Here is an 18,033-nt window from a genome sequence, read left to right as displayed (position 1 = left end):
TGAGGGTGGAGTGGTGGCACTGCCGCGAAGGTAGAAGTTATTAGACTTTCCGTCAATACACTGCGCGCGAAGCGGTGCCGCTCCGCCCCGGACGGGTTGTCAAGCGGGCCAGCCCGCCGGGTCCCGCCAGGCGGCCAGCTCCCGCCCGCTGGTGAAGCGCAGCCGCCGGCCGTCCACCGGGTCGGTGAACTCCAGCGAGCGCGCCAGCAGTTGCAGCGGACGCCGGTAGTCCTCGGGGTCGCCCTCGCCCAGTACCTCGGGGTAGAGCGGGTCGCCCAGGATCGGCAGCCCCAGCCCGTTCATGTGCACCCGCAGCTGGTGGGTGCGCCCGGTGCGCGGGGCCAGCCGGTAGCGGCCCAGGCCGCCGCGCTCCTCCACCAGCTCGACCAGGCTCTCCGCGTTGGGCTCGCCCGGCACCTCGTACGCGTCGAGCCGGCCGCGGTCCTTGACGATCCGGCTGCGCACCACGACGGGCAGCCGGGCCGCCGCGTCCGGCTCGTGGCGGGCGACGGCCTCGTACTCCTTGACGGCCTCGCGGCGTTCGAACAGGCCCTGGTAGGCGCCGCGCAGCGCGGGGTCGGCGACGAACAGCACCACGCCGGCGGTGAGCCGGTCCAGGCGGTGGGCGGGGCTGAGCCGGGGCAGGTCGAGGTCGCGGCGCAGCCGGGCGAGGGCGGTCTCGGTGGCGTGGCTGCCGCGCGGGGTGGTGGCCAGGAAGTGCGGCTTGTCGGCGACCACGATCCGCTCGTCGCGGTGCAGCACCTCGACGGGGAAGGGCACCACGGGTTCGGGCGGTCCGGGTTCGCGGTGGAACCAGACGTGGCCGCCGGGCCGGTAGGGCGTGTCGGCGGCGACCGGGCCGTCGGCGGCGACGAACTCGCCGGCCGCGAGCATCGCGGCGACCCGCCCGTCCCCGGCGGCGGCGCCGTAGCGCTCCTCCAGGTAGGCGCGGACGGTCGGCCAGGCGCCGTCCGGCGGAAGCCTGACGTGCACGGGGTCGATTCCGTCGCGCTGCGGCAGCGGGCTGACGGGGGCGGGTTTCCTACGCACCACCGCGCGCCACCTGGGGTTCCGTCCGACGGGTGTCCATCCGGTCCACCCTAACGGCAGGTCACCCGTCTGGGCGCGGGCGCCCCGCCGTGCGACGATGGCAGGGCGGTCCCCGCCCCCGGAACGACAGGTGGCCAGATGGACACCGACAAGCAGGGCACGATCCCCCGTACCCGTCCCACCTCCCCGCTCGCGGCAGGCGGCGGGGCGGTGCCGGACGGCCTGCTGTCGATCCCGGTGGCCACGGCGCTGATCGCGGCCGACGGCCGGATCCTGCACTGGAGCCCGGACGCGGAGGCGCTGCTCGGCTTCCCGCCGACCGGCACGGTGGGCCGGCGCGCGGCGGACATCCTGGTCGGCCCGGAGCGGCGCCCGGCCGCCCTGGAGCTGTTCGGCCGGATCCTCAGCGGCCGCCCCTGGGCCGGGGTGTTCCCGGTGCGGCACCGGGACGGGCACCTGGTGCGGCTGGACTTCCGGACCTTCCCGGTGCTCGACCGCAGCGGCTCGCCGATGGTACTGGCGGTGGCCTCGGACGTCAGCGAGGTGCGCCGGCTGGCGGCGGACCTGGCGGTGCTGGACGGCTTCTTCACGCAGTCGCCGGTCGGCATGGCGGTCTTCGACCCCGAGCTGCGCTTCGTCCGGCTGAACGAGGCGCTGGCCCGGATCAACGGGCTGCCGGTGACCCGGCACCTGGGGCGGCGGCTGTCCGAGGTGCTGCCGGGCATCGACAGCCGGAAGGCCGAGGCGACGATGCGCCGGGTGCTGGCCGACGGCCGGCCGCTGGTGGACGCCCGGACGCACGGCCGGACGGCGGCCGACCCGGAGCGCGAGCACGCCTGGTCGGTGTCGAGCTTCCGGCTGGAGCAGCCGGACGGCACCGTGCTCGGGGTGAGCACCACGGTCGTCGACATCACCGACCGCTTCGAGGCGGAGACCGCCGCCGAGGCCGCCCAGCAGCGGCTGGCGCTGCTGAACGAGGCCTCCGCCCGGATCGGCACCACGCTGGACCTGGCCACCACGGCCCGGGAGCTGGCCGAGACCGCCGCGCCGCGGCTGGCCGACACCGTGGTGGTCGAGGTGCTGGACGGCCTGGTGCGGGGCGAGCCGGCCGCGCTGCCGACCGGGGCGGACCGGACCGCGGTGCTGCGCCGGCTGGCGTTCCACACCGTCCCGGACAGCGGGATGACCCCGATCGCCCCGGTGGGCACCGTGCAGCGGCTGCACCCGAGCACGCCGTACGCGTGGGCGCTGTCGCACGGCAAGCCGGTGCTGGTGCCGAGCACCGACGGGGCGGCGATGAACTGGTTCACCGACGACCCGGTGCGCGGCGGGGCGATCCGGGCGCAGGGGGTGCGCTCGCTGATGGTGGTGCCGCTGATCGCCCGGGGCGCGGCGATCGGCACGGCGACGTTCTTCCGCTCCCGGACCGGGACGCCGTACGACCGCACGGACCTGGCACTGGCCAGCGAGCTGGCGGCCCGGGCCGCGGTGTCGATCGACAACGCGCTGCTGTACACCCGGGAGCGGGACGCCGCCGAGCAGCGGCAGCGGGCCCTGGAGGCGGCGGAGGCGGCGCAGCAGCGGCTGGCGCTGCTGAACGAGGCCTCGACCCGGATCGGCACCACGCTGGACCTGGCGATCACCGCGCAGGAGCTGGTGGACGTGGTGATCCCGCGGTTCGCGGACTTCGCGACGGTGGACATCCGCGAGGCGGTGCTGACCGGCGAGGACCCGGAGCCCGTCCCGGAGTCGGGTGCGGTGCCGCTGCGGGCGGTCGCGGTGGGCGAGCGGGCCGGCGGCACGCTGCTGACCGGGGCGGCGGACCAGGTCGGGTCGACCTCGCACTCGGCGAAGCTGTACGCCCGGGCGATGCGCACCGGCAAGCCGATCCTGGTGCCGCACGTGGACGAGTACGAGCTGCGCCGGATCGTCGCGCACCCGGACCGCGTCCAGCCGGGGCTGGACGCCGGGATCCACTCGTACCTGATGGTGCCGCTGCTGGCCCGCGGCCAGGTGCTGGGCGGGGTGGAGTTCGTCCGGCTGGCCAACCCGGAGCCGTTCACCCCGGCGGACCTGGCGCTGGGCGAGGAGCTGGCGGCGCGGGCGGCGGTCTGCATCGACAACGCCCGGCTGTACCGGCGGGAGCGGGACACCGCGCTGACCCTGCAGCGCAGCCTGCTGCCGCAGGACGTGCACCGCACGCCGGGGCTGGAGATCGCGCACCGGTACCTGCCGTCGACGGTGGGTGACGAGATCGGCGGCGACTGGTTCGACGTGGTGCCGCTGACCGGCGGCCGGGTCGCGCTGATCGTCGGCGACGTGATGGGCCACGGCATCCGGGCGGCGGCGACGATGGGCCAGCTGCGGACGGTGGCGCGGACGCTGGTCACGCTCGACCTGGACCCGGCCCGGGTGCTGCGCCGGCTGGACGAGGCGACCGCGCAGCTCGGCGAGGGCCAGTTCGCGACCTGCGTGTGCGCGGTGTTCGACCCGGTGGACGAGGAGTGCATCCTGGCCTCGGCGGGCCACCTGCCGCCGGTGGTGTCGGAGCGGGACGGCCAGGCCCGGCTGGTGACGCCGCCGCCGGGCGCGCCGCTGGGCGTGGGCGGGGTGCCGTTCGAGTCGGTGCGCTTCCCGCTGCGCGCGGACGGGCTGCTGGTGCTGTACACCGACGGCCTGGTGGAGCGGCGCGGGCAGGACCTGGACGAGGGCCTGGAGCTGCTGCGCGAGACGGTGACGCACCGCCAGCCGACCCTGGAGCGCGGGTGCGACGCGGTGCTGGGGGCGCTCGGGGCGACGATGGGGCAGGACGACGTCGCGGTGATCATGGCGCACGCGGGGGCGGTCGGCGCGGACCGGCTGGCGACCCTGCCGCTGTCGGGCGACCCGGCGCTGCTGCGGCAGGCCCGGGAGTTCACCCGGCGGACGCTGGCCGACTGGGGGCTGGCCTCGCTGGTGGAGCCGGTGGTGCTGCTGACCGGGGAGCTGCTGGCCAACGCGGTCCTGCACGCCGGGTCGCCGCTGCAGCTGCGGGTGTTCCGGGGCGCGCTGCTGACGGTGGAGGTGTCGGACGCGGACAGCCGGGAGCCGCGGCTGCGGCCGGTGGGCGAGCACGACGAGGGCGGGCGGGGGATGCTGCTGATCAACGAGCTGGCGCACCGCTGGGGCAGTCGGGCGACCAAGGACGGCAAGGTGGTCTGGTTCGAGATGGAGCTGCCGGTCCGATCGTCGCACTGAGTGGGCGTCAACTCCCTTTTCCGGCAGGCCCGTCAACCGCCGGGGTCACCGCGTACGGCATCCGGCGGTACGCGGCTCACCCGTCGCGGCGGTGCGTGTGCCCCGGCCGGGTGACCGGGCGGCCCGCGGCGTGCGGTGCGGGCCCGCGGGCGCCGATGATCGTCGCGTCCGGCACCAACCCGCGCTCGACGCCCCGGCGTTCGGCGCCAAGCTTGGAGAACTCGATGCGTTCCAGCCTTGCCAAGGTCACCACCGCCACCCTCCTCACCGGGCTCGCCCTGCTCGGCGGCGCGGGCACCGCCTCCGCGCACTCGCACCACCATCACCACCACCAGGACGCGCACCCGCACGGCGCGCTGGCGGTCGGCGGCGACGCGGCGGCCCAGGGCGGCGACGCGGGCGCGGTCGGCGGCGACGCCTGGGCCGAGGGCGGGGACGCGCTCGCGGTCGGCGGGGACGCGGGCGCGCTGGGCGGCAGCGCCGGCGCGGTGGGCGGCGACGCCTGGGCCGAGGGCGGGGACGCGGGCGCCGTCGGCGGCGACGCCGAGGCGCTGTGCGGCTCCGCGCTGGCCGTCGGCGGCGACGCCCTGGGCAACGGCGGCGACGCGCTCGCGGTCGGCGGCGACGCCTTCTCCTCGCACTGACGCCCCCTCACCGGCACGGCCGGGCGGTCCCCCGCGGGCCCGCCCGGCCCCCGCGCGTCCGCCGGGGGTCCGCTAGGAGAGCGGGGTGACGTACGCGCCGGAGATGCCGCCGTCCACCAGGAAGGTGTTGGCGGTCATGAAGGAGGAGTCGTCGCTGGCCAGGAAGGCCACCGCGGCGGCGATCTCCTCCGGTTCGGCGAACCGGCCGAGCGGGATGTGCACCAGTCGGCGGGCGGCGCGCTCCGGGTCCTTGGCGAACAGCTCGCGCAGCAGCGGGGTGTTGACCGGTCCGGGGCACAGCGCGTTGACCCGGATGCCCTCGCGGGCGAACTCGACGCCCAGCTCCCGGCTCATCGCCAGCACGCCGCCCTTGGAGGCGCTGTAGGAGATCTGCGAGGTCGCGGCGCCCATCACCGCCACGAAGGACGCGGTGTTGATGATCGAGCCCTTGCCCTGCCGCCGCATGTGGCCGATCGCGTACTTGCAGCACAGGTACACCGAGGTCAGGTTGACCTCCTGGACGCGCTTCCACGCCTCCAGGCCGGTGACCAGGATCGAGTCGTCGTCCGGCGGGGAGATGCCCGCGTTGTTGAACGCCACGTCGAGGCTGCCGTAGCGCTCGACGGCGGTGTCGAACAGCGTCCGGACCTGCTCCTCGTCGGTCACGTCGGTGCGCACGAACAGGCCGCCGACCTCGTTGGCGGCCTTGGCGCCGCTCTCCTCGTCGATGTCGGCGCACACCACCTTGGCCCCCTCGGTGGCGAAGCGGCGCACCGTGGCCAGGCCGATGCCGCTGCCCGCGCCGGTGACGACCGCCACCCGGCCGTCGAGTCGCTTGCTCATGTCGCTCATTCCTCCGTGGCGATGAAGACGTTCTTGGTCTCGGTGAAGGCGTGCAGGGCGTCCGGGCCGAGTTCGCGGCCCAGGCCGGACTGTTTGAAGCCGCCGAACGGCGTCCAGTAGCGCACCGAGGAGTGCGAGTTGACGGACAGGTTGCCCGCCTCCACGGCCCGGGCGACCCGCAGCGCCCGGCCCACGTCGCGCGTCCAGATCGATCCGGACAGGCCGTACTCGGTGGCGTTGGCGATCCGCACCGCGTCGCTCTCGCCGCGGAACGGGACGACCGCGACGACCGGGCCGAACACCTCCTCGGTGAACGCCCGGTGGTCGGGGGCGATCGGCGCGAGCACCGTCGGCGGGTACCAGAAGCCCGGCCCCCCGGGCGCGCCGCCGCGGAACGCCACCTCGGTGTCGCCGTCCACGTAGGACGCCACCCGGGCCCGGTGCGCGGCCGAGATCAGCGGCCCCATCTCGGTCTTCTCGTCCGCCGGGTCGCCGACCCGGACGCCCCGCACGGCGCGCTCGAAGCGCTCCATGAACTCCTCGTACGCGCTCGCCTCGACCAGGATCCGGGAGCGGGCGCAGCAGTCCTGCCCGGCGTTGTCGAAGACGGCGTACGGGGCGGTGGCCGCGGCCTTCTCCAGGTCGGCGTCGGCGAAGACGATGTTGGCGCTCTTGCCGCCGAGTTCGAGCGTGACCGGCTTGACCTGGGCGGCGCAGCCGGCCATCACGGACCTGCCGACGGCGGTGGAGCCGGTGAACACCACCTTGCGGACGTCCGGGTGGGTGACGAAGCGCTGCCCGACCACCGGGCCGCGGCCGGGCAGCACCTGCAGCACGCCCTCGGGCAGGCCCGCGCGCAGGGCGAGTTCGGCCAGCCGGAGCGCGGTGAGCGGGGTGAGCTCGGCGGGTTTGACGATGACGGTGTTGCCGGCGGCCAGCGCGGGGGCGAGCGCCCAGGCGGCGATCGGCAGCGGGAAGTTCCACGGCACGATCACGCCGACCACGCCGAGCGGTTCGTGGAAGGTGACGTCGAGGCCGCCGGCCACCGGGATCTGCCGGCCGAACAGCCGCTCGGGCGCGCCGGCGTAGTACTCGATGACGTCGCGGGCGTTGCCGACCTCCCAGCGGGCGTTGCCGATGGTGTGCCCGGCGTTGGCGACCTCCAGGGCGGCCAGCCGCTCGCGTTCGGCGTCCACCTCGGCGGCGAAGCGGCGCAGCAGCCGGGCCCGGTCGCCGGGCGCCACGTTCCGCCAGCTCTCGAACGCCGCCGCGGCGCGGGCGATCGCCGCGTCGGCGGCGGCCGGGCCGGCGAGCTCGACGGTGGCGATCACCTCCTCGGTGGCGGGGTTGACCACCTGGTACGGGTCGGACTCCTGGGACACCTGCTCCTCCTCGCTCTCGGGTCCGGGTCGGGCTCGCCTCACAGCCGTTCGAAGCCCCGGCGGCGCTCCCAGTCGGTCACCGCGGCGTCGTAGGCGGCGAGTTCGACCCGCCCGGCGTGGGCGTAGTGCCGGACGACGTCCTTGCCGAAGGCCTCGGTGGCGGCCTCGCTGCGGTCGAAGCGCTCGACCGCCTCGCGCAGCGCCGCCGGCACCCTGGGCGCGTCGGAGGCGTAGGCGTTGCCGGTGAACTCCGCCTCCAGCGGCAGCTGCCGCTCCACCCCGTGCAGCCCGGCGGCGATCAGCGCGGCGACCGCCAGGTAGGGGTTGACGTCACCCCCGGGCACCCGGTTCTCGAACCGCAGCGACGCCCCGTGCCCGACCACCCGCAGCGCGCACGTCCGGTTGTCGCGGCCCCAGGCGATCGCGGTGGGGGCGAAGCTGCCCGGCACGTAGCGCTTGTACGAGTTGACGGTCGGGGCGAGCAGCAGCGCGAACTGGTCGAGGCAGGCGAGCTGCCCGGCCAGGAAGTGCTCCATCGTCCGGGAGAAGCCGTGCGGGCCCCCGCCCGGGAAGACCGGGCGGCCGTGCTCGTCGCGCAGGCTCAGGTGCACGTGGCAGGAGTTGCCCTCGCGCTGGTCGTACTTGGCCATGAAGGTGAGGCTGACGCCCTCCTGCGCGGCGATCTCCTTCGCGCCGGTCTTGTAGACGGCGTGGTCGTCGCAGGTGGTCAGCGCGTCGGCGTAGCGGAAGGCGATCTCGTGCTGCCCGAGGTTGCACTCGCCCTTCGCGGACTCCACCGTCAGCCCGGCCCCGGCCATGCCGGTGCGCAGGCGGCGCAGCAGCGGCTCGATCCGGGCGGTGCCGAGGATCGAGTAGTCGACGTTGTACTGGTTGACGGGCGTGAGGCCCTGGTACTGCCGCTCCCAGGCCTGCTCGTAGCTGTCCCGGAACACCATGAACTCCAGCTCGGTGCCCACGTACGCACCCCAGCCGTAGGCGGCCAGCCGCTCCAGTTGGCGGCGCAGCACCTGGCGGGGCGAGACCGCGACCGGGGAGCCGTCCTGGTGGGCGAGGTCGCACTGGACCATGGCGGTGGCCGGGTGCCAGGGCACCATCCGCAGGGTGGTGAGGTCGGGGGCGAAGACCAGGTCGCCGTAGCCGCTCTCCCAGGAGGAGACGGCGTAGCCGTCGACGGTGTTCATCTCCACGTCCACCGCGAGCAGGTAGCCGCAGCCCTCGGCGCCGCCGGTCAGCACCTCGGCGAGGAAGTGGCCGGCGTCCAGGCGCTTGCCCTGCAGGCGGCCCTGCATGTCGGTGACGGCCAGTACGACCGTCTCCACCGCGCCCTCGGCCACCAGTTCGCGCAGCCGTTCCACCGTGAGCCGTGCCCCGGTCATCCGCCCACCACCTCCGCCACCCGGCCCACCGCACGCGGGCCGGTCCGCCACAGCGACGATGATCCCGCCCCGGGCGCGAGCGCACCAGGGGCCGCGCGGGTGTCGCGATGTTCCGACGAACCGTCAGAAGATCGTCCTGTCGGGCGAGATGACTACCCGTCACCCCCTCTTTCCCGCCCCGTCATGCCGCTCGGGTGGAAATCCGATTGCCCCCGGCCCTTCCAGCTGCTTCGGTGGCGCGTGCCCGATCGTCCCCTCCGCTCCGGAGTCCACCACCCGTGACCTTCCGTCTGACCGCCCTCGCCGACCCCGCCGACAGCCCCTTCGGACGCCGCCTCGCCTGGCTGGCCGCCGCCCCCGACGGCACCCCGCTCGGCAGCGCCTTCCTGCGGCTGTTCGCCTCTCCCGGCCAGTCCCACCTGGGCGAACTGACGCTGGACGTGCACCCCGCCGAGCGGCGGCGCGGCGCCGGTTCGGCCCTGCTGGCGGCCGCGGTGGCCGCCGCCCGGGAGGACGGCCGCCGCTCGCTGCTGGCCCAGGCCGTCGAGGGCTCCCCGGGCGACGCCTTCCTCTCCGCCCGCGGCTTCGAGCGGGCCCTCGTCCTCGAGTTCGCCCGCCTGGACCTGACGGAGACCGCCACCGGTGCCACCAGCGCCGCTGACGGGCTGCCGCCCGGCTACCGGCTGGTCTCCTGGACCGGCCGCTGCCCCGAGGAGTGGCTGCCGGCCTTCACCCGCGCGCGCACCGCCATGGACGACATGCCGATGGGCGACACCGGGTTCGGGACGGTCGCCTGGGACGAAGAGCGGGTGCTGTCCGCGGCGCGGGCCGTCGCCGACCGGGGCGAGCTGCTGCACACCGTCGCCGTGGCGCGGTCCGCCGGGGGTGACCTGGTCGGGTTCAGCGAACTGGTGCTGCCCGCCGACCGGACCGGCGACGCCCAGCACTACGGCACGGCCGTGTCGCCCGCCCACCGCAGGCGCGGCCTGGCCCGGGCGATGAAGGCCGAGGCGATCCGCTGGACGCGGTCCGAGCACCCCGGGATCACCGGCCTGCTGACCGACACCGCCGACCACAACACCGGCATGCTGGCGGTCAACCGCGCCCTGGGCTACCGGCCCACCCACCGCTCCGTCGAGTTCCGCCTCCCGTTGTGAGCCCGGCGGGCCCGTCGGCGCGGGCGGTGCCCGTCCGGCCGACGCCCCTGCCGGTAATCCGGTTGTCCGCCCGCGGCCGCCCTGGCAGGCTGCCCGTCATGTCCGCTCACGAACCACCGGCCTCCCTCTCCGCGTTCTTCACCGACGGCCGTCTGACGTCGCTCCCGCGCCGGCCGGCCCGCCGCACCGCCCTGCTGGAGCACCTCGCGGGTTCCCTCTTCGACCCCGCTCGCTCCTACACCGAGCAGGAGGTCAACGCGGCACTGCTCACCGTCCACTCCGACACCTCCATGCTCCGCCGCTACCTGGTCGAGGCCCTGCTGCTCACCCGGGCCCGGGACGGGTCGAGCTACCGGCGGACCGCCGTCGACCGCGACGCCCCGGCCGACGCTCACCCGCCCGCCGCGTAGCGCCAGAACTCCCGCATCCACGGCGGCGGGGCGGGGTCCGTCATCTCCCGCTGGGTGAGCAGCACGGTCACCAGCCCGGTCGACCGCACCACGTGGGCGGCGGTGCCGGTGCCACCGACCCAGCCGTAACGGCCCGGCACGTTCCACGGCTCGCGGCGGGCCACGTCCACCGAGCCGCCGTAGCCCCAGCCCTGGCCGGCCAGGAAGAGTTCGCCGTCCGCCCGCTGGCGCTCCGTCAGGTGGTCGGTGGTCATCAGCCGCAGCGCTTCCGGGGAGAGCACCCGGTGTCCGTCCTCGGCGCGACCGCCGGAGCGCAGCATCCGCAGGAAGGCGAACACGTCGTCGAGCGTGGAGAGCAGGCCGCCGGCCCCGGACGGGAACGGGGGCGGGGAACTCCACTGGCCGTCCGGCGGGTCGGCCACCGCCAGCGTGCCGTCCGGGTTCGAGCGGTACAGCGGGCCGAGGGTGCCGGGTGGCGCGTGGAAGGCGGTGCGGGACATGCCCAGGGGGTCGAACAGCCGCTCCGCCAGCACCTGTTCGAGCGGCCGGCCGGTCGCCCGGGCGACCAGGACACCCTGGAGGTCGGAGCAGGTGTTGTACAGCCAGGCCTCGCCGGGTTGGTGGAGCATCGGAATGCCGGCCAGGGTGGCCGCCCACGCGTCGGGCGGCGCCACCCGCTGCGGTTGCGGCGGCCCCTGCCCCAGCTCCGCGACGAGCGGGACCAGCGCGGGCAGGGTGAAGTCCGACGGGAAACCGTAGCCGGCCCGCGACTCCAGGATGTCGCGCACCGTGAAGGGCCGGGCCGCCGGGACGGTGTCCGTGACCGGGGAACGCGGCGTCCGCACCACGCGCCGGTCGGCCAGCTCGGGCAGCCAGCGCTCGACCGGGTCGTCGAGCGCGAGCACCCCGTCGTCGACCAGTTGCAGGACGGCCGCGGCCGTGACGGGCTTCCCGACCGAGGCGATCCGCACCGGCGACTCCCGGTCCAACTCGCCCACGGCGGCCGTCTCGACCCGCTCCTCGCGGGCGACCAGGGCGACCGCCCCGGGCACCACACCGTCCGCGAGCCAGTGCTCCAGCACCGCCCGCAGGCCGCGCGCACCGCCCGGCGCCCCCGCCGAACGCGCCTCACCCATCGTGTTCCCCTTTCCACACCGGCGCCCGGTCCGCACCGCCCGCCCCCGCCCCGGGAAGCGACCACCGATCACCCGGCCCCGTCACGGGCTACCCGCGGACACGCCGGCTCCCCCGGCCGAGCTCGCCGGTCCCGACGCCCCGCCGGAGGGGGCCCCAGGCGCCGAGCCGGAACCCGAGCCGCCACCGGGTGACTTGGGCGACCCGGACGGGCCGGACGAACCGGAGTGGCCGGGCGAGCCCGACGAACCGGACGACGGCGCGGAGGACGCGCCGGAGGACGGTGCCGAGGAGGAGCCGCCGGACGGCGTGCCCGTCCCGGAACGGCTGCCGGACGAACCCGGGCCGGACGGGCTCGGCGAGGCCGATCCGTCGCTTCCGCCCGTTCCGCCCACGGGTCGCTCGAACTGGCCGCCGGTCGTCTGGTCCACCAGCACGATCTGGGTCACCGGCACCGCCGCGGGCTGCACCGTCACCACCCCGTCCGGGTGGAAGGAGGGCCAAGCCGTGCCCGTGTACGTGCCGCCCGTGCCGGTCGGCGGTGTCAGCGGGTTGCCGCAGGCGCAGCGCGCCCGGGGCACGCCCTGGCTGTCGACCAGCACGGCCGTCCCGGACTGCAGGACGGCCTGGTAGGGGGTGGCCTGTCCGTTCTGGTAGCCGTGGTTGGTGACCCGGGTGTCCTGGCGCAGTACCACGGGGGTCAGTTCGTGCAGGTAGCCGTCGATCTGCGAGCTGTCGATGCCTTCGACACCGGCCCAGGCGCGGGCCTTGTCGGGGTTGGCGGCGAGGTAGCCGGAGAGCTTCGGCACGTCGCAGCTGGCCGCTTCGTGGGTCCCGCCGTACAGGCCGGGCCGGCTGCCCTCCACGGTGCCGCCGGAGGCGCTGGGGCTCCCGGCGGCGGACGGGGTCGCACCGGACGAGGCGGCCCCGCCGGGCGAGGGGGAGGCGGGCGAGCCGCCGTTGGCGACCGAGTCGGTGAACGGTTCCCGCCCGGCGGCGGACACCGGCTGCATCTCGACGGCCTGGGCGCTGCCGCCGCCGGACCCGCCGGTGGCGACCACGCCGAGCGCGATGCCCAGCCCGGCGACGAGGACCGCTCCGGCGAGGACCGGTCCCCGCCGCCACCACGGCCTCCCGCCGCCCCCGTCCCCGCCGGAGGGGGCGCCGTCCCCGGCCGTCGGCCGCCCGCCTCCCGGCGGCACTGCGCCGCCACTGGCCGCCGACCCGCCGCCGCTCCCGCCGTCCCCCGGCGGCACTCCGGCACCGGACCCGTCCGACGGCCGCGTCCCCCCGGCCGACAGCGGCCCGGAGGGCGGTCCCGCCGGTCCGGCCGCGCCCTCGTCCCCGGGCGCAGCCGGTGGCGACGCCCCCGCCCCGCCCGTCCCGCTGCCGGCGGCCCCGAACGCGGCCGGGGCCGATGCCGGGTCAGGACCCGGAGCGGGCCCCGGGGCCGAGCCCGGAGCCGTCCCCGCACCAGCGGCCCGTTCCACCAGTTCGGTCGGCGGCCCTTGCGTGCCCTCCGCGCCGGTCGCCGCCGCGTCGGCCGCGCCGGGCCGGACCACCTCCGTGGGCGGTCCGGCCGTCCCGCCCACCACTTCGGTGGGGTGGTGCGGCGGGGGCTGGGCGCCGTCGTTCCCGCTGTCCGGTTCTTCGGGTTGCCGGGGTGTCGGCTGCTCGGTCACGGGACTGCCTCCCGGTCGGACTCCCCCGAGTCCACGTGCGCACCCACCATTGTCCGCCCGGCCTCCCGAACCCGCCGCCCCGCGGCGTGCTCCGGTGCCCGGTGCGCCCGTCCGTGGCGACTCGCCGTCCGCTGCGGCCTGTCGGAAGCTGGAGGGGTCGGCCGGTCCGGGTCGGCGCCCGGGGGGCCGCGCTCGAAGGGCCGGTGAGACGTGTGTCTGGTGCCGCCACCCCCGCGAACCCCCGCACACCGCCGCCGTCACCGCCCCCGCCACCACCCCGGGCTCCCGCGCCCGTGGCGGTGCTGCTCTCGGCGCTGGTGACGGTGGTGGGCGCGCTGGCGGCGATGGCCCTGGTCGGCGCGCTCGGCCTGTGGCTGGCGGGTGCGGACGAGCTGCCGGGCGGCGGTTTCGGCGCGGTGCTGGCGGCCACGCTGCTGATGGCGCTGGGTGCGCCGGCGCGGCTCGGCGGCGACGCGGCCTTCGTGGCGACGGCGCAGGGCGGGATCGCGGCGATGCCGCTGTCCGTGACGCTGGTGGGGGCGCTGGTGACGGCGTACCTGTTCGTGCGGCCGCTGCGCCGGCACGCGGTGGTGGGCGGGCGGCCGCTGCTGGCCCGGGTGCTCGCGCTGGCCGCCTGCTGGACGGTGGCGGTGCTGCTGCTGTCCGCGGCGGCACGGCACTCGTTCACGGTGTCGACGGGCGATCCGCTGCTGGACGAGCTGGGCGGGGCGTTCGGCGCGGCGCCGACGGTGGGGTTCCGGGTGGATCCGGGCCCGGCGGTGGGTTTCGGCCTGTTGTGGCTGGCGGTGGTGGTGCTACTGGCGCTGGCGGCCTCGCGCCGGGCTCCGCTGCCGACCGCCCTGGTGCGCTGGCACGGCACGCTGCGGCCGACGGTGCACGCGGTGCTGTCACTGCTGCTGGTGTACGTGGGGCTGGCGCTGGTGGGCGCTCTGGTCGCGGCGGTGGCGGGCAGCGAGCCGCGCGCGACCTTGGCGGTGGTCTTCCTCGGCCTGCCGAACCTGGCCTGGCTGGGGTTCGGCCTGGGCCTGGGCGCGTCCTGGCACGGCCACGTCACGGAGAGTCTAGGCCTGCCCTTCCCGTACCCGCTGGCGGCGGTGCTGCGTTCGGGGCGGGACGTGACGCTGGACCTGGGTTCGCTGGCGGAGCAGAGCGGTTGGGCGTGGCTGCTGCTGCCGCTGGCGGCGTTGCTGGTGTCGGCGGCGGGCGTGGCGGCGGCGCTCCGGACGCGTCCGCCGCTGCCGCTGTGGCGGACGGTGGTGCAGTCGGCGGTCGTCCTGGCGCTGGCGGTGCTGGCGATCGGGCTGGTGACCCGGGTGTCGGCGGTGTTCGGGCTGTCGCTGCTGGGCATGGGTGGCGGCGGCCGGACGGTGCTGGAGCCGAACCTGCTCACCGCCGTCCCGATCGCCGCCGGCTGGGGCGCCCTTGCCGGTCTGCTGGGCGCGCTGCCGGCCCGCGCCGGCCGCACCGCCCGCCGCACCGCCACCCGAACCCCCGGCTCCGCCTCCGGCGGGGAGGGTCCGGGGCGGCGGGCGGGGCCCTGACGGTCCGCCGCCCGCCGGGGCCCCTTCGGTTCGCCCGTGGTCAGCCGTCGATGCGGTGCTGCGTCCAGAAGGACGTCAGGTCGACGGTGGTCGCGGCCTGCGCGGCGGCCTTGAACTCGGCGGTGGTGGAGATCCCGTACCAGTGCGCCGCGGCGTAGTCGCGCAGCAGTGTGGTCATCGCGGTGTCGCCGATGGTGCGGCGCAGGTCGTGCAGGGCGCACTTGCCGTAGCCGTAGACGACCGTCGAGTAGCGGGAGGAGTTGGCGTCCCAGTAGGCCATCGGGTTGCTGATCTTCTCGGCGGAGGACGCCCAGGAGGTGCTGTTCCAGCAGTTGGTGCCGGTCTTGCCGAGGGCGAGGTCGGTGGCGTAGTCGGTGAAGGCCTCGTCGAGCCAGGGGTTGTCGTACTCGTCGTCGCCGACGATGCCGTACCACCACTGGTGGCCGATCTCATGGGTGAGCGCGGTGGTGGAGACCAGGTCGAGGACGAAGCCGGGGTACTCCATGCCGCCGAACCAGAAGTTGTTGTCGATCACGGCGTCGAGCTCGCCGTAGGGGTAGGCGCCGAACCGGCCGGCGTGCGCGTCGACGGCGCTCCTCGCGGTGCTCAGCATGGACTGCGCGTCGCTGGAGCTGATCCCGCTGACCGAGTAGACGTTGATCGCGGTGCCGGCCGCGGAGGTGCCGGAGATCCTGCTGAACGGCCCGGCGGCCCAGGCGAACTCGCGGACGTTCTTGGCGGTGGCGGTGGTGACGGTGCGCCCGCTGCCGCCGGGGGTGTCGACGGAGGTGCCGGTGGCGGGGACGAGCAGGCCGCTGGGGTGGTCGAGGGTGACCGTGTAGTCGGAGGCGAGGGTGTAGAAGGACTCGCCGTTGTTGGTGTACGGGTCGAGGTGCCAGCCGGCGGCGTCGCGCACGGCGAGGACGGGCAGCGCGTTGCCGACGAAGGCGAACGCCCCGTCGCGGCCGAACCGGTCCGCGCCGGAGGGGACGGCGATGGACAGGTCGAAGCCGAGGCTGCCGCTCTGGCCCTGGGCCAGCGGCGCGGGCAGGGTGACCTTGAGCGCGGTGCAGTCGGCGCTGAGCGCGCCCGCGGTGCCGCCGGTGAGGTTGCGGACGGTGACGGGCGTGCTGGGGCAGCTGCCGTGGGCGTTGTCCCAGAGCCGCAGGTACACCTCGGTCAGCGGGGTTGCCGAGGGGTTCCCGAAGGCGACGCTCTGGTGTCCGGTCCAGGTGGCGCCGCTCGCGTCGCTGCTGAGGCTCACGGTGTACCCGGCGGGCGCGGGGGTGCGGGTGGCGTCGGTGCCGGGCGGCGGGGTGGTGGTGCCGCCGGAGGCGTCGAGCGCGAGGTCGTCGAGCACGAAGCTGGTCTGCAGCCCGGAGTCCTCGACGCCGCCGAAGGAGAGGCTGACGGTCTGTCCGGCGTACGCCGACAGGTCGAGCGTCCTCTTCTGGTAGCCGGTGGCGGCGTCCAGGTTGGAGTAGGTGGCGAGGACGGTGCCGCCGACCTTCGCGGTCAGCTTGTCGTACGCGGTGGTCCTGCTGGTCTCGGCGGTGTCGACGTGCAGCCAGAAGGTCAGGGTGGCGCTGGTGCAGCCCGCCGGGAGGGTGACGGTCTGCGCGAGGGTGTCGGTGTGCGCCGATCCGTAGCCGTCCAGCCAGGCGTAGGAGGTCCCGCCGTGCGGGCTCTGGCTGCCGCCGCTGGTGATGACGCCGCTGGACGAGGTCCAGGGCGCGGTGCCGGACTCGAACCCGCCGTTGGCCAGGACCTGGGCCGGCGTGCAGGTGGCGGCCTGCGCGGCGGCTGCGGTCGGGCCCGCGTTCGCGGTGCCGGCGGCGACGAGCACGGTGGTGCCCAGGACGGCGGCGGCGCGGGTGGCGAGGGCGCGGAGTCTGTCGCTCATGGTGCTCCTCTCGGTCGCCAGGGTCTGTGGGGGCCCTGGCCGAGGGGCAGACTGCCAGCAAACATCCAGTTTTGAAAGGTGCATGCCACCGATCGTTACGCCCGGAAGGGCGGGGGGAACGAGGACGGCGCCCGCTCAGGGCTCGAACACCGGCCGCGCCCAGTCCGGCGGTCGCGGCGGTTCCTCCACCCGCGAGGAGCCCCCGCCCCGCGCCACCGCCCCCGCTCCCCCCGCCGCCCGCGTCGCCCCCGCCGCCCGCAGCGCCGCGACGAACTCCAGGCAGCTCCCGTACCGCGCGTCGGGCCGCTTCGCCATCGCCCGCTCCAGCGCCGCCCCCACCCCGGCGGGCAGGTCCGGGCGCTGCTCCCGGACGTCCGGCGGCGGGTCGTTGAGGTGCGCCCAGAGCAGCGCCAGGTCGTCGTCGCGCCGGTAGGGCGGGCCGCCGGTGAGCATCTCGAACACCACGCAGCCCAGGCTGTAGACGTCGCACCGCCCGTCCACCGGCTTGCCGGAGATCTGCTCGGGGGCCACGTAGTCGAGCGTGCCGACGAACTGGCCGACGGTGGTGAGGCCGGTCAGCGAGAGCGACTTCTTGGTGAGTCCGAAGTCGGTCAGGTAGGCGTGCTCGGGGTGGTCGGGGTCGGTCCCCTCGGCGATCAGCACGTTGCCGGGCTTGACGTCCCGGTGGACCAGGTCGTGGGCGTGCGCGGCGTCCAGCGCGCTGGCCACCTGGACGGCGATCCGCACGGTCTGGGCGCGGCCCAGCGGCCCCTCCCGGTCGAGCAGGGCGCGCAGGTCGCGGCCGCGCACGTACCGCATGGCCAGGTACAGCACGCCCTCCACCTCGCCCGCGTCGTAGACCGGGACGATGTTCGGGTGGTCGAGCGACGCGGCGATCCGCGACTCCCGGACGAAGCGCTGCCGGAAGGTCTCGTTGCGGGCCAGTTCGGGGGCGAGCAGCTTGACCGCGACGGTGCGGCCGAGCCGCAGGTCCTCGGCCCGGTAGACCACCGCCATGCCGCCCCGCCCGAGCACCCGCTCCAGCCGGTAGCCGGCCAGCGTCCGGCCGTCCAGCTCGCCCGGCCCGGCGGCCGCCGGGGACGGCTGCCGGGGCTGCTCGCCGGGCACGGGTCAGCTCCGGCCGTCGCGGTCGGCGGTCGCGTAGGTCTGCAGCTGGGCGGCGTCGCAGTAGTACCAGCGGCCCCGGTCGAGGTCGAGCAGCCAGGCGTCCGGGCCGTCGAGGACCGCGCCGAGCCGCAGGTCGCGGGTGCCGTCGCGGAAGGCCTCCAGGTCGATCCGGCCGGCCGCCCAGTCGTCGACCAGCCGCCGGTAGGTGGCCAGCGAGCGTTCGAGGGCGGCGAGCAGCGGGCGCGGGTCGTCGGTGGTGGCGAGCGGGCCGCCGGCGCTCGGGGGGCGTTGCGGGAGGGCGACCAGCAGCCGCCCGTCGACCCAGGCGCTCCAGCCGTTGGAGCAGACGATCCGGGCCCAGTTGCCGTGGGCCTCGGCGAGCGCGACCGGCAGCAGCGGGTCGAGCGGCACTCCGGCGGCGGCCGGGTCGGGCGCGGTCCAGGTCGGCAGGCCGTCGGCCGGGACGACGTGGGTGGGCCGGAATCCGTCGGGCGGGCCCATGCG

At 75.8% G+C, this 18,033-nt stretch carries 15 protein-coding genes; 5 read left to right on the top strand and 10 right to left on the bottom strand.

Annotation, left to right across the window (positions count from 1 at the left end; all coding sequences use genetic code 11):
• Nucleotides 1–99 precede the first annotated feature (99 nt).
• A complete protein-coding gene (locus ACZ3J7_RS28365) occupies nucleotides 100–1,053 on the bottom strand; it encodes a pseudouridine synthase (protein WP_465625882.1) in 954 nt (317 codons plus the stop codon).
• A 135-nt stretch (nucleotides 1,054–1,188) separates the two neighbouring features.
• On the opposite strand from ACZ3J7_RS28365, the gene ACZ3J7_RS28360 reads away from it, so the two are divergent.
• Nucleotides 1,189–4,287, top strand: coding sequence for a SpoIIE family protein phosphatase (locus tag ACZ3J7_RS28360; RefSeq protein WP_465625880.1), 3,099 nt, complete (start codon nucleotides 1,189–1,191; stop codon nucleotides 4,285–4,287).
• A gap of 76 nt (nucleotides 4,288–4,363) precedes the next feature.
• On the opposite strand, the gene ACZ3J7_RS28355 is transcribed toward ACZ3J7_RS28360, so the two are convergent.
• Entirely contained in the window at nucleotides 4,364–4,537 is a 174-nt protein-coding gene (locus tag ACZ3J7_RS28355; protein WP_465625878.1) for a hypothetical protein, read from the bottom strand.
• Between ACZ3J7_RS28355 and ACZ3J7_RS28350 the strand changes: the two genes are divergently transcribed.
• Nucleotides 4,512–4,931, top strand: coding sequence for a hypothetical protein (locus ACZ3J7_RS28350; RefSeq protein ID WP_465625876.1), 420 nt, complete (start codon nucleotides 4,512–4,514; stop codon nucleotides 4,929–4,931). The genes ACZ3J7_RS28355 and ACZ3J7_RS28350 overlap by 26 nt on opposite strands.
• Nucleotides 4,932–5,003: 72 nt before the next feature.
• On the opposite strand, the gene ACZ3J7_RS28345 is transcribed toward ACZ3J7_RS28350, so the two are convergent.
• Genes ACZ3J7_RS28345 through ACZ3J7_RS28335 form a run of 3 tightly spaced genes read right to left on the bottom strand, consistent with a single transcriptional unit; the run spans nucleotide 5,004 to nucleotide 8,553 of the window.
• Entirely contained in the window at nucleotides 5,004–5,783 is a 780-nt protein-coding gene (locus ACZ3J7_RS28345; protein ID WP_465625874.1) for a 3-oxoacyl-ACP reductase, read from the bottom strand.
• Entirely contained in the window at nucleotides 5,780–7,156 is a 1,377-nt protein-coding gene (locus ACZ3J7_RS28340) for an aldehyde dehydrogenase family protein (protein WP_465625872.1), read from the bottom strand. The genes ACZ3J7_RS28345 and ACZ3J7_RS28340 overlap by 4 nt, the downstream gene beginning before the upstream one ends.
• Nucleotides 7,157–7,194: 38 nt before the next feature.
• Nucleotides 7,195–8,553, bottom strand: a complete 1,359-nt coding sequence (locus tag ACZ3J7_RS28335; protein ID WP_465625870.1) for a glutamine synthetase family protein — start codon at nucleotides 8,551–8,553, stop codon at nucleotides 7,195–7,197.
• Between the two features lie 278 nt (nucleotides 8,554–8,831).
• On the opposite strand from ACZ3J7_RS28335, the gene ACZ3J7_RS28330 reads away from it, so the two are divergent.
• Together ACZ3J7_RS28330 and ACZ3J7_RS28325 are read left to right on the top strand one after the other, a co-directional pair.
• On the top strand, nucleotides 8,832–9,710 hold the full coding sequence (locus ACZ3J7_RS28330) for a GNAT family N-acetyltransferase (protein ID WP_465625868.1): 879 nt from the start codon (nucleotides 8,832–8,834) through the stop codon (nucleotides 9,708–9,710).
• Nucleotides 9,711–9,808: 98 nt separating this feature from the next.
• Nucleotides 9,809–10,120, top strand: coding sequence for a DUF2087 domain-containing protein (locus ACZ3J7_RS28325; RefSeq protein ID WP_465625866.1), 312 nt, complete (start codon nucleotides 9,809–9,811; stop codon nucleotides 10,118–10,120).
• Here ACZ3J7_RS28325 and ACZ3J7_RS28320 read toward each other — a convergent pair.
• Both ACZ3J7_RS28320 and ACZ3J7_RS28315 read right to left on the bottom strand, forming a co-directional pair.
• Nucleotides 10,102–11,256, bottom strand: a complete 1,155-nt coding sequence (locus ACZ3J7_RS28320; protein ID WP_465625864.1) for a serine hydrolase domain-containing protein — start codon at nucleotides 11,254–11,256, stop codon at nucleotides 10,102–10,104. The genes ACZ3J7_RS28325 and ACZ3J7_RS28320 overlap by 19 nt on opposite strands.
• An 81-nt stretch (nucleotides 11,257–11,337) precedes the next feature.
• Nucleotides 11,338–12,456: a DUF6777 domain-containing protein gene (locus ACZ3J7_RS28315; RefSeq protein WP_465625862.1), complete on the bottom strand. Its 1,119-nt coding sequence runs from the start codon at nucleotides 12,454–12,456 to the stop codon at nucleotides 11,338–11,340.
• 773 nt (nucleotides 12,457–13,229) lie between these two features.
• Between ACZ3J7_RS28315 and ACZ3J7_RS28310 the strand changes: the two genes are divergently transcribed.
• Nucleotides 13,230–14,498 (top strand): streptophobe family protein, encoded by a 1,269-nt coding sequence (locus tag ACZ3J7_RS28310; protein ID WP_465625860.1) that lies wholly within the window; start codon nucleotides 13,230–13,232, stop codon nucleotides 14,496–14,498.
• A gap of 40 nt (nucleotides 14,499–14,538) precedes the next feature.
• Here the strand turns inward: ACZ3J7_RS28310 and ACZ3J7_RS28305 are convergent, their stop codons facing one another.
• From ACZ3J7_RS28305 to ACZ3J7_RS28295, 3 genes are all read right to left on the bottom strand, one after another.
• Nucleotides 14,539–16,401 (bottom strand): M1 family metallopeptidase, encoded by a 1,863-nt coding sequence (locus ACZ3J7_RS28305; RefSeq protein ID WP_465625858.1) that lies wholly within the window; start codon nucleotides 16,399–16,401, stop codon nucleotides 14,539–14,541.
• Between the two features lie 135 nt (nucleotides 16,402–16,536).
• Nucleotides 16,537–17,529 carry a serine/threonine-protein kinase gene (locus ACZ3J7_RS28300; protein ID WP_465625856.1) on the bottom strand — a complete coding sequence of 331 codons (993 nt, stop codon included), beginning with the start codon at nucleotides 17,527–17,529 and terminating at the stop codon, nucleotides 16,537–16,539.
• A gap of 3 nt (nucleotides 17,530–17,532) precedes the next feature.
• Nucleotides 17,533–18,030 (bottom strand): hypothetical protein, encoded by a 498-nt coding sequence (locus tag ACZ3J7_RS28295; protein ID WP_465625854.1) that lies wholly within the window; start codon nucleotides 18,028–18,030, stop codon nucleotides 17,533–17,535.
• Between the last annotated feature and the right edge of the window lie 3 nt (nucleotides 18,031–18,033).

The organism is Kitasatospora sp. NPDC015121, from assembly GCF_055562955.1.
This window is presented reverse-complemented; position numbering and strand designations above follow the sequence as displayed.

What these genes read in the sequence shown, in the direction of transcription:
- ACZ3J7_RS28360 (WP_465625880.1), top strand. Translation starts at nt 1,189, where the DNA reads ATGGACACCGACAAGCAGGGCACGATCCCCCGTACCCGTCCCACCTCC.
- ACZ3J7_RS28350 (WP_465625876.1), top strand. Translation starts at nt 4,512, where the DNA reads ATGCGTTCCAGCCTTGCCAAGGTCACCACCGCCACCCTCCTCACCGGG.
- ACZ3J7_RS28345 (WP_465625874.1), bottom strand. Translation starts at nt 5,783, where the DNA reads ATGAGCGACATGAGCAAGCGACTCGACGGCCGGGTGGCGGTCGTCACC.
- ACZ3J7_RS28335 (WP_465625870.1), bottom strand. Translation starts at nt 8,553, where the DNA reads ATGACCGGGGCACGGCTCACGGTGGAACGGCTGCGCGAACTGGTGGCC.
- ACZ3J7_RS28325 (WP_465625866.1), top strand. Translation starts at nt 9,809, where the DNA reads ATGTCCGCTCACGAACCACCGGCCTCCCTCTCCGCGTTCTTCACCGAC.
- ACZ3J7_RS28320 (WP_465625864.1), bottom strand. Translation starts at nt 11,256, where the DNA reads ATGGGTGAGGCGCGTTCGGCGGGGGCGCCGGGCGGTGCGCGCGGCCTG.
- ACZ3J7_RS28305 (WP_465625858.1), bottom strand. Translation starts at nt 16,401, where the DNA reads ATGAGCGACAGACTCCGCGCCCTCGCCACCCGCGCCGCCGCCGTCCTG.
- ACZ3J7_RS28295 (WP_465625854.1), bottom strand. Translation starts at nt 18,030, where the DNA reads ATGGGCCCGCCCGACGGATTCCGGCCCACCCACGTCGTCCCGGCCGAC.